This window comes from Mesorhizobium sp. M7A.F.Ca.US.002.01.1.1, from assembly GCF_004022955.1.
GTDB lineage: Bacteria > Pseudomonadota > Alphaproteobacteria > Rhizobiales > Rhizobiaceae > Mesorhizobium > Mesorhizobium ciceri.
Genome location: NZ_RZQE01000239.1, coordinates 1 through 8,762 on the forward strand (window position 1 = coordinate 1; position 8,762 = coordinate 8,762).

The window sequence follows — 8,762 nt, forward strand, 5'->3', positions numbered from 1 at the left end:
GATCATGGGCGTCAATGTCGACTGGCAGCAGGTGGTCAAAGGCCTGGTGCTGCTCGGCGCCGTGATCTTCGACGTCTACAACAAGAACAAGGCTTGAACGGACTTAAGAGCAATTCCAGGAAAAGTGTGAAACGGTTTTCCGCCCGGAATTGCGCCAAGACAATGAGTTAGAGCGGTTCGCCGTTTCCGTGAAACGGTGAACTGCTCTGGTCGAGGAAAGCAGGAGGCATACGATCGCGACGCTGCCGGCAACCCGCCGGTAACAGAAGTCCCTGAGGGACCAGGCCCGCGAGCGCAATCCGAACTGAGAATTTAAACCGTGGCATGGACGAGGTCCCGGCCGCGCTGAGCAAGGTTTGCCGTTTTGGCAGCCCTGCCAAGGCAAATGAGAGAGGATTCATCATGCTGATCTCCCAGATCCTTGACGACGCCGAGACCATCCGCGTCGTCGCCCGCAATGGCGGCAAGACCCGGATCATCAATGGCGCCCGCAGCGTCTATTCGCTGGCGATGGAGGCCGCCCGCACCGGCGTCGGCCTCGTCGCGCTGATCGAACGCAAGGGGCTTGGCGAGACGGTCGATCTCGAGGCCGCTTACAAGAAGGGGCGGCTGCTGTCGCCGATCAATCACCCCGATCCGGCGCATCTGCACCTGACCGGCACCGGGCTGACGCATCTCGGCTCCGCCGCGACGCGCGATTCCATGCACAAGAAGCTGAGCGCCGACGGCGAGGAGCAGCTCACCGATTCCATGAAGATGTTCCGCATGGGGCTGGAGGGCGGCAAGCCGGCGAAAGGCCAGATCGGCGTGCAGCCGGAATGGTTCTACAAAGGCAACGGCACGATGGCGGTGGCACCAGGCGCCGCACTCCTGTCACCGGCCTTTGCCAAGGACGCCGGCGAAGAGCCCGAAGTCGCCGGCATCTATGTCATCGGCGACGACGGCGCACCTTTCCGCGTCGGCTTCACGCTGTCGAACGAGTTTTCCGACCACGTCACCGAGCGCGTGAACTATCTGTTCCTCGCGCATTCCAAGCTGCGCAACGCCTCGTTCGGGCCGGAGATCCTGATCGGCGACCTGCCGTCCGACATCCGCGGCACCTCGCGCATCGTGCGCGACAGCGAGGTGCTGTGGGAAAAGCCGTTCCTGTCCGGCGAAGCGAACATGTCGCACACCATCGCCAATCTCGAACATCATCATTTCAAATACGCGGCTTTTCGCCAGCCGGGTGACGTGCATGTGCACATGTTCGGCACGGCGACGCTGTCCTTCGCCGACGGCATCACGACCGAGGCCGGCGATGTCTTCGAGATCGAGGCCGGGGATTTCGGCCTGCCGCTGCGCAACCCGCTCGAGATCGAGCAGCCGGTGAAGGTGGCTGTGAAGGCGCTTTGAGAGCGCGCCTTTTCCTTCTCCCCAAGTGGGAGGTGGATCGGCGCGTTGGCGCCGAGACGGATGAGGGGTGTTCCAGCGGAGTGAAACGTTGGCGTTCCCTGGAACACCCCTCATCCGTCGCCTCCGGCGACACCTTCTCCCATAAGGGGAGAAGGAAAAAGGCGCCTCTGCCTCAATAAATATCGAAGTCGAAATACTTGGCCTGGATCTTCTTGTAGGTGCCGTCGGCAACGATCGCGTCGATGGCCGCGTTGAGCTTGTCGCGCAGGGCCGTGTCGTCCAGGCGCACGGCGATGCCGGCCTGGGTCTCGGTGCCCTTGACGTCGCCGACCAGCTTGCAGCAGCCGTCGCTTGCCTTCTTCAGCCAATCCATCAGCACGAACTTGTCCGAGATCACGGCGTCAAGACGACCGTTGGTCAGGTCGGTGATCGCCTCTTCCTGGGTGGGATAGAGTTTGGCCTCCGCGCCCGCCTTGCCATATTCATTCTGGGCATAGTCGGCCTGCGTGGTCGAAGCCTGGGCACCGACCGTCTTGCCGGCAAGGGCCGCCGGTTCGGTCGAGGTGAGATCGGTGTCCTTCGGCGCCACCAGAGCCAGCGGTGTCGTATAATATTTGTTGGTGAAGGCGACCTGCTTCTTGCGCTCCTCGGTGATGCTCATCGAGGCGATGATGGCGTCGAATTTCTTGGCCTGCAAAGCGGGAATGATGCCGTCCCAGTCCTGGGTAACGATCTCGCATTCGACCTTCATCTGCGCGCACAGCGCATTGGCGATGTCGATGTCGAAGCCTTCGACCTTGCCGTCGGCGGTAATGGTGTTGAACGGCGGATAGGCGCCCTCGGTGCCGATCTTGATTTTCTCCGCCGCCTGCACCGACAGAGAGCCGGCCAGTGTTGCCAGCATGGCAGCGCCCGCCGCCGATATGACCCATTTCGAAAATCGCATTTTCTTGGTTCCCCTTGAACGCCGCCAGCTTGACGGGCGGCAAGGCAGCCAAGCATGGCGAGCCGGTACAGGCAAGTATTTTGCCTTGGGGCAATGAGGGTCAGCGCGCGGCGCGGAAATGCTTGGACAGCTTCAGGCCCTGCGCCTGGTAGTTGGAGCCGAGATCGGTGCCGTAGAGCGCCTGCGGCCGCTTCAGCATATGCTCGTAGACCAGCCGGCCGACGATCTGGCCGTGGTCGAGGATGAACGGCACTTCATGGCTGCGCACTTCCAGCACCGCCCGGCTGCCGGTGCCGCCGGATCCGGAATGGCCGAAGCCCGGATCGAAGAAGCCGGCATAATGGACGCGGAATTCGCCGACCAGCGGATCGAAGGGCGTCATCTCGGCGGCGTAGAGCGGCGGCACATGCACCGCCTCCTGGCTGACGAGGATGTAGAATTCATCGGGGTCGAGCACCAGTTCGCCGGCGCCGCTCTTGTGGATCGGTTCCCAGAAGTCGACGACTTCCTGGGCCGCGCGCTTGTCGACATCGACGAGGCCGGTGTGATGCTTGCCGCGATAGCCGACCAAGCCGCTTTGATCGCCGTTGAGGTCGATCGACAGCGCGATGCCGCCGCCGGAAATGTTCGGCGGCTCGGTGGCGACCAGCATCTGCGTGCGATGCAGGTCGTGCAACTCGGCTTCCGAGAGCAGCGCATTGCCGATGCGGAAACGGATCTGCGACAGGCGCGACCCGGTGCGGACGACGATCGGGAAGGTGCGCGGGCTGACTTCCAGAAAGAGCGGGCCATGATAGCCGGCGGCGATCTTGTCGAACTCGTGGCCGCGATCGGTCATGACGCGGGTGAAGATGTCGAGCCGCCCGGTCGAACTCTTCGGATTGGCCGAGGCTGAAATGTCCGCCGGCAGCGCCAGGCTTTCAAGCAGGGGCACGATGTAGACGCAGCCGGTCTCCAGCACCGCGCCCTCGGCCAGATTGATCTCGTGCAGCTGCAGCCGGTCGAGCTTTTCCGAGACCTTGTGATTGGGGCCGGGCAGGAAGGAGGCGCGCACCCGCCAGGCCTTGTCGCCGAGCCTGAGATCGAGGCTGGCCGGCTGGATCTGGTCGGTGTCGAGCGCACGCGCCGACTTCAGCGCGCCGGACTGGAACAGCGCCGATATGTCCTGGTCGGGAAGAATGCCTGTCTGCCGCAAGGCTCCACTCCTGCTTGGTACAAACCTCTTAATGAAGCCGGCAATTGACGCAAGCGCGGTGCGGGTCTAAAGGGTCGTTATCCCGTGGTGATTTGGCCGGTCGGCTTGCAGCCACGTTAAACAAGTCGCTAAAGGACCGTCGGGCCGCAAGGCCGTATGGACCGGTTGCGACTTTCGCGGCCGGTTTTTTTGTGTCTGGAAGAAAAGCGATGAGCACCAAGAAGCGCAACTGGAAGCCTCAGACGGCACTCGTGCACAGCGGAACGCTGCGTTCCGGTTTCGGCGAAACGTCAGAAGCGATCTATCTCACCCAAGGCTATGTCTACGAAACGGCGCAAGCCGCCGAAGCCCGTTTCAAGGGCGAAGAGCCGGGTTTCATCTATTCGCGCTACGCCAATCCGACCGTCGACATGTTCGAGAAGCGCATGTGCGCGCTGGAAGGTGCCGAAGACGCGCGCGCCACCGCGTCGGGCATGGCCGCGGTGACGGCCGCCCTTCTGTGCAGCGCCAAGGCCGGCGACCATATCGTGGCGGCGCGTGCGCTGTTCGGCTCCTGCCGCTGGGTGGTCGAGACGCTGGCGCCGAGATACGGCATCGAGGCGACGCTGGTCGACGGCACCGACATCGCCAACTGGGAAAAGGCGGTCAAGCCGAACACCAAGCTGTTCTTCCTGGAAAGCCCGACCAATCCGACGCTGGAAGTGGTCGATATCGCCGCTGTCGCTTCGCTTGCCAATTCGATCGGCGCCAGGCTGATCGTCGACAATGTCTTCGCCACGCCCCTGCAGCAGAAGCCCTTGCAGCTCGGCGCCCATATCGTCGTCTATTCGGCGACCAAGCACATAGACGGCCAAGGGCGCTGTCTCGGCGGCGTCATCCTGTCGGACAAGAAGTGGATCGACGAGAACCTGCACGATTATTTCCGCCATACCGGCCCAAGCCTTTCGCCTTTCAACGCCTGGACGCTGCTGAAGGGCCTGGAAACGCTGCCGCTGCGCGTACGCCAGCAGACGGAAAGTGCCGGCCGGATCGCCGATTTTCTGGCCGAACGGCCGGAAATCGCGCGCGTCATCTATCCCGGCCGCGCCGACCATCCGCAGGCCGACATCGTCAAGAAGCAGATGTCGGGCGGCTCGACGCTGATCTGCCTGGACGTCAAGGGCGGCAAGCAGGCGGCCTTCGCCTTGCAGAACGCGCTCGACATCGTCCTGATCTCCAACAATCTCGGTGACGCCAAGAGCCTGATCACCCACCCGGCGACGACGACGCACAAGAATCTCAGCGACGAGGCGCGCGCCGAGCTCGGCATCGGGCCGGGCACGCTCAGGCTGTCGGTTGGCCTGGAGGATGCCGACGATCTGCTCGAGGACATCGCGCAGGCGCTGAAGGCCAGGTAGGAGGCCTTCAGGCGCCGGACGGCGTCTCTTCCAGCTCGGCCGTCTTGGTACCGATGGTCATCGCATTGCCGCGCCAGTCGATGGCGCCGCCGAGCCAACCGCGCGCCCACATCGCCGGCAGGATCAGGTCGCGCGCCATGATCGCGGCGACCATGCGTGGCGACAGGTACCAGCCCTTGGACCAGGCCAGGGCGCACTCCGGAAGATAGAAGGCCGCCAGCACGGCAAGGGCGGTTGCCCAGAGGCTGAAGCCGGCGCTTGCCGCTGCAATCAGCGCAAGCACCAGCGGCACCACGGCGCCGGTCAGGATTTCGGGTGCGAAGAACAGCGGGAAAGTGACGCGGCGCAGGCGCGCCCAACGGGCCTGACGCGACCAGATCTCGTCAAACGAGCGCCGGCCAAGCGGCTGCTCGAAGGGGGCGGCGACGAGATTGACGCGCAGGCCGAGACTGTTCACCAGCTTGGTCGCAGCGGCATCCTCGGCGATCTCGGCGGCCAGCGCGCGGATGCCGCCCTTGGCGTCGAGCATCGGCTTGTTCCAGAGCATGCTCTTGCCCTGGGCAAAGCCGAGGCCGAGCGCCTCACCGGCATATTGCCAGCGCGCCTGCAGCGTGTTGAGGAAAGCGCATTCGACCTCGGCCCAGAAGCCGGCCGGCCGCGAGCCGATCGGCGTCGAGCAGACAAGGCCGGTGCCGGGCCGCCAGGCAGCCATCAGGTGCTGGATGTAGTCCCTCGGCATCAGCACGTTGGAATCGGCCAGGACGACCCAGTCGTGCCGCGCCGCTTCCCAGCCCTTGACGCAATTGTTGAGTTTCGGATTGGCGCTGATGCGGTCGTCGCCGACAAGCAGCCGGGCCGGCACTTTCGGAAACCGGACGATCGTCCTGTTTATCAATTTGACCACCGGATCGTCGGCATGGGCGACGCAGAAAATCAGCTCATAGCGCGGCCAGTCGAGCGAGAAGGCGCGTTCCAGCGTCTCCTGCGTGAACGGCTCGACGCCGCGCGACGGCACGACGATCGACACTGGCCGCGGCTTGCCGGCCGGCGGCGCAATGGTGCGACGCCGTCTCAGACGCGACGCGGCGAGCACGATGCTGGCGAGATTCGAGAGGATGAGGACGGTTGAAAGCGTGGCGGCTATGAGAGTGAGTTGCATCGAGGTCCGGTCACTCCAGGAAAACCGGTCCGCAAGATGGCCGGTTTCAACAGTTCAGCAGAGCGCCCGAGTCGCGCGTCACCAGTCCGCGCACACCATCATTGTCATATGTCACTTAAATGACATTCTTTGTCGGCACCTGCCCGCGAGGCCGGCCAGAGGAGGCTTCGATCGGTTGACCTAACCGCACGGAGCGCCGAAAGTTCCGCTGGAACCGTTTTTTGGAGCCGCTTATGTATAGCGCCGTCACGCGCAACATCGAAGTGCAGGTCAGGCCGTTCTATCTGGAGGACCGTTCGGATCCCTCGGAGAACCGCTATGTCTGGGGCTATCAGATAACGATCGACAATCAGTCGGACGATTTCGTGCAGCTTCTGTCGCGATATTGGCACATCACCGACGGCACCGGCCGGGTCGAGGAAGTGCGCGGCCCCGGCGTGGTCGGCGACCAGCCCGAACTCAATCCCGGCGACAGCTACCAGTACACATCCGGTTGCCCGCTCTCGACACCGTCCGGCATCATGGTCGGGCATTACACGATGCGCAACAAGCGGGGCGAGACGTTCGACATCGCCATTCCGGCGTTTTCGCTGGACTTGCCGGGGACGCGGCGGACGGTGAATTGATTTCGCCTCACCGGCCGCGGAGCGACCGGTGAGGCGTGGTTTCTACTCTACTGGGCCGCGAATTCCGCCGGGTCGAAATCATATTGCTTCGAACAGAATTCGCAGGCGACGTGGATGCCGCCGTCTTCGGTGCTGTCCTTGATCTCCTGGGCGGAAAAACCCTCGAGGATGCCGCGGATCTTGTCCCTGGAGCACGAGCACTGGTCGGCGACCGGAACACCGCCGAAGACGCGCACGCCATGCTCGTGGAACAGCCTGTAGAGCAGCCGCTCGGCGCCGATCGTCGGGTCGATCAGTTCGGTCGGCTCGATGGTGCCGAGCAGAGCCAGCAACTCCTGCCAGGAATTGTCGACCGGATCGTGGATCTCCTCACGCGGATCGCCATCGCCGCCCGGCAGGTCCGGGACGCGCATGCGCTCGGGCGACTGCGGCAGGAACTGCGCCAGGATACCGCCGGCGCGCCATTGCTCGCGGGCGCCGCCGGGACCGGGCGTCAAAAGCTTGGCCACCGACAGCCTGATATCCGTCGGGATCTGCTCCGACTGACGGAAATAGGTGCGTGCCGCGTCTTCCAGGGTCTCGCCATCGAGCTGGACGATACCCTGATAGCGCTGCGTATGGGCGCCCTGGTCGATGGTCAGCGCCAGCACGCCACTGCCGAGCAGCGTCTGCTGGGAGGTTTCGCCCGCCGCGACCAGCGCTTCCAGCCGGTCGGCATCGAAACGCGCATAGGCGCGCAGCGCCGAGGGCGTGGAAAAATCCGCAACCAGCATGTCGACGGGCCCGTCGGTGCGGGTCTGCAGGATGAACTTGCCCTCGAACTTCAGCGAAGTGCCGAGCAGCACGGTCAGCACACAGGCCTCCGCCAGCAGGCGGGCGACCGGCTCGGGATAATCGTGGCGGCTGAGGATGGCGTCCAGCATTGGCCCGAGTTGGACCGTGCGGCCGCGCACGTCGAGAGGGCCGACCTCGAACGGCACGACGTGATCGTCGCCGGCATAGCCGAATTCACCGAGTTTGGGGTGATGTTCAGTCACTTGATAGGTTTCCAACATGACAAAGCTCCAGGGCGCGGCCATGCCGCCCTCCGGGGCGCATGTGTCGAAACGCGCTTGATTTGCGTGATGCGGCGCAAATAGGCATCACACGCCCGCAGATCAAGCTCCCAGGGATCAAGCGCCCAGACACCTCAAGCGCCTAGACACCAGGCAAGCACGGCCTTCTGGGCATGGAGCCGGTTCTCGGCTTCGTCGAAGACCACCGAATGCGGTCCGTCGATAACCTCGTCTGTCACTTCCTCGCCGCGATGCGCCGGCAGGCAATGCATGAACAGCGCGTCCGGCTTGGCTCTCGCCATCAGCTTGGCATTGACCTGGTAGGGCGAGAACACATTGTGGCCGCGGGCGCGATGCTCCTGGCCCATCGACACCCAGCAATCGGTGACGATGCAGTCGGCCTGGTCGACGGCTTCCTCGGGCGAGCGGGTGAAGTGCAGCTTGCCGCCATGCGCCTGCGACCAATCGATATGCTTCTGCGCCGGCTCGCTGCCTTCGGGAACGGCGACGTTGAGGTTGAAGCGGAACCGGGCCGAGGCCTCGAGCAGGGAATGCAGCACATTGTTGCCGTCGCCGGTCCAGGCGATGGTCTTGCCGGCTACCGGACCGCGATGTTCCTCGAAGGTCATGATATCGGCCATCAGCTGGCAGGGATGGGTATCGTCGGTCAGTCCGTTGATCACCGGCACGGTGGCGTTCTCGGTCAATTCCAGCAGCCGCTCATGCGAGGTTGTGCGGATCATGATCGCATCGACATAGCGCGACAGCACCTTGGCGGTGTCGGCGATGGTCTCGGAACGGCCGAGCTGCATCTCGGTGCCGGTCAGCATGATGGTCTCGCCGCCGAGCTGCCGCATGCCGACGTCGAAGGAGACGCGCGTGCGCGTCGACGGCTTGTCGAAGATCATCGCCAGCACCTTGCCTTCGAGCGGTTTGGTGCGCTCGCCGGCCTTGAGCCGCGCCTTTCGCACCACCGCGTCGTCCAGCAT

At 63.9% G+C, this 8,762-nt stretch carries 8 protein-coding genes and 1 riboswitch; of the genes, 3 read left to right on the plus strand and 5 right to left on the minus strand.

Annotation, left to right across the window (positions count from 1 at the left end; translation table 11 throughout):
- Positions 1-402 precede the first annotated feature (402 nt).
- Positions 403-1,395 (plus strand): AraD1 family protein, encoded by a 993-nt coding sequence (araD1, locus tag EN932_RS21485; protein ID WP_013533635.1) that lies wholly within the window; start codon positions 403-405, stop codon positions 1,393-1,395.
- Positions 1,396-1,567: 172 nt separating this feature from the next.
- Here araD1 and EN932_RS21490 read toward each other — a convergent pair whose 3' ends face one another.
- On the minus strand, positions 1,568-2,341 hold the full coding sequence (locus tag EN932_RS21490) for an ABC transporter substrate-binding protein (RefSeq protein WP_024503157.1): 774 nt from the start codon (positions 2,339-2,341) through the stop codon (positions 1,568-1,570).
- Between the two features lie 100 nt (positions 2,342-2,441).
- Complete coding sequence (locus EN932_RS21495; RefSeq protein ID WP_127369693.1) at positions 2,442-3,536, minus strand: 2'-deoxycytidine 5'-triphosphate deaminase; 1,095 nt, start codon at positions 3,534-3,536, stop codon at positions 2,442-2,444.
- A gap of 74 nt (positions 3,537-3,610) precedes the next feature.
- Positions 3,611-3,688: riboswitch (SAM riboswitch) on the plus strand.
- Between the two features lie 57 nt (positions 3,689-3,745).
- Between EN932_RS21495 and EN932_RS21500 the strand changes: the two genes are divergently transcribed.
- Positions 3,746-4,933, plus strand: a complete 1,188-nt coding sequence (locus tag EN932_RS21500) for an O-succinylhomoserine sulfhydrylase (protein WP_127384517.1) — start codon at positions 3,746-3,748, stop codon at positions 4,931-4,933.
- A 7-nt stretch (positions 4,934-4,940) separates the two neighbouring features.
- Here the strand turns inward: EN932_RS21500 and EN932_RS21505 are convergent, their stop codons facing one another.
- A complete protein-coding gene (locus EN932_RS21505; protein WP_127384518.1) occupies positions 4,941-6,092 on the minus strand; it encodes a ceramide glucosyltransferase in 1,152 nt (383 codons plus the stop codon).
- Positions 6,093-6,325: 233 nt separating this feature from the next.
- Between EN932_RS21505 and apaG the strand changes: the two genes are divergently transcribed.
- Complete coding sequence (apaG, locus tag EN932_RS21510) at positions 6,326-6,718, plus strand: Co2+/Mg2+ efflux protein ApaG (RefSeq protein ID WP_013533640.1); 393 nt, start codon at positions 6,326-6,328, stop codon at positions 6,716-6,718.
- 47 nt (positions 6,719-6,765) lie between these two features.
- Here the strand turns inward: apaG and EN932_RS21515 are convergent, their stop codons facing one another.
- Together EN932_RS21515 and argF are read right to left on the minus strand one after the other, a co-directional pair.
- Positions 6,766-7,797 (minus strand): Hsp33 family molecular chaperone, encoded by a 1,032-nt coding sequence (locus EN932_RS21515; protein WP_013533641.1) that lies wholly within the window; start codon positions 7,795-7,797, stop codon positions 6,766-6,768.
- Between the two features lie 110 nt (positions 7,798-7,907).
- A partial coding sequence (argF, locus tag EN932_RS21520; protein WP_127402670.1) for an ornithine carbamoyltransferase occupies positions 7,908-8,762 on the minus strand: 855 nt, incomplete at its 5' end.

Excerpts from the sequence above, each read along its gene's own strand:
- araD1 (WP_013533635.1), top strand. The coding sequence starts at position 403 with ATGCTGATCTCCCAGATCCTTGACGACGCCGAGACCATCCGCGTCGTC.
- EN932_RS21490 (WP_024503157.1), bottom strand. The coding sequence starts at position 2,341 with ATGCGATTTTCGAAATGGGTCATATCGGCGGCGGGCGCTGCCATGCTG.
- EN932_RS21500 (WP_127384517.1), top strand. The coding sequence starts at position 3,746 with ATGAGCACCAAGAAGCGCAACTGGAAGCCTCAGACGGCACTCGTGCAC.
- EN932_RS21505 (WP_127384518.1), bottom strand. The coding sequence starts at position 6,092 with ATGCAACTCACTCTCATAGCCGCCACGCTTTCAACCGTCCTCATCCTC.
- apaG (WP_013533640.1), top strand. The coding sequence starts at position 6,326 with ATGTATAGCGCCGTCACGCGCAACATCGAAGTGCAGGTCAGGCCGTTC.
- EN932_RS21515 (WP_013533641.1), bottom strand. The coding sequence starts at position 7,797 with ATGGCCGCGCCCTGGAGCTTTGTCATGTTGGAAACCTATCAAGTGACT.